At 68.1% G+C, this 1,241-nt stretch carries 1 protein-coding gene; it reads left to right on the forward strand.

Annotation, left to right across the window (positions count from 1 at the left end; genetic code table 11):
- Positions 1-1,241 (forward strand): ABC transporter substrate-binding protein (locus ELR45_RS17965; RefSeq protein ID WP_165367882.1); only part of this gene is annotated, 1,241 nt, incomplete at both ends.

The following is a 1,241-nucleotide window of genomic DNA, read 5'->3' on the forward strand; positions in this document are numbered from 1 at the left end:
CTGGGTGCGGTTCGCCGCCGTCGCTTCTGCCGTAGCGCTCTTAGCCGCCTGCGCACCGGGCGACGACGAGGACGACAGCGACGACGAGACCAGCGAGTCGGACTCCGGAGAGACGGACTCCGGAGAGTCGGGCGCCGGCGACGTCGAGACCGACCCGGCTCAGATGGGTGAGGTCACCCTCACCGTCTGGGACCAGGAGGTCCGCGGCGGGCAGGCCGAGCAGATCGAACAGCTCAACTCCGCCTTCGAGGAGGAGTACCCGAACATCACCATCGATCGGGTCTCCCGCTCCACCGAGGACTTGCAGACCACACTGCGGCTGGCGCTCTCCGGTGACGACGCGCCGGACGTCGTACAGGCCAACAACAGCCGCGCCGAGATGGGCCAGTACGTCCGCTCCGACCTGCTGGTCCCCCTCGACGATTACGCCGAGGCGTACGGCTGGTTCGACCGCTTCCCCGACTCGGTACGGGCGCTCGCGATGTACAGCGACGACGGCACCGTATACGGCGAGGGCGAGCTGTACGGCCTGCCCCAGATGGGCGAGATCGTCGGCCTCTTCTACAACAAGACCAAGCTGGACGAGCTCGGCGTCGACGCGCCGGCCACCTACGACGACTTCGTGGCCGCGCTCGACGCGGCGAGCGAAGCCGGCGAGGTTCCCCTCCAGTTCGGCAACTCCGAGCCGTGGGCCGGTATTCACCAGTACGGGTTCGTACAGAACCAGTTCGTGGATGCCGAGACCATCAGCGACCTCGGCTTCGGCCGCCCCGGATCGTCCTGGACCTCCGAGGACAACGTCGCCGCGGCCGAGGAGATCATCTCCTGGGCGGACGAGGGATATTTCGTCGACGGGTTCGGTGGCATCGACTACGACACGGCCTGGCAGAACTTCGCGCAGGGTGACGGCGTCTTCTTCACCGGAGGCACCTGGCTCGTCGCGGACCTCGCAGAAGCCATGGGCGACGAGGTGGGATTCGTCCTCACCCCGGCAGGTGCCAGCGGGCAGAACCTGGTCACCGGCGGGATCAGCATCCCGTGGTCGGTCCCGGCCAACAGCGAGAACCAGGACGCCGCGGCGGCCTACATCGACTTCATCACCAGCGCCGACGCGATGACGACCGTCACCGAGACCGGCAACCTCCCGGTGGTGGACGCCGAGTCGCAGGACGTCGACGGGCTGCAGGCCGACGTCTTCGACGCGTGGGCCCAGGCCGGCGCCGAGAACCTTCTCGTGCCGT

Origin of the sequence: Phytoactinopolyspora endophytica, from assembly GCF_004138495.1 — a bacterium.
GTDB classification, from domain to species: domain Bacteria; phylum Actinomycetota; class Actinomycetes; order Jiangellales; family Jiangellaceae; genus Phytoactinopolyspora; species Phytoactinopolyspora endophytica.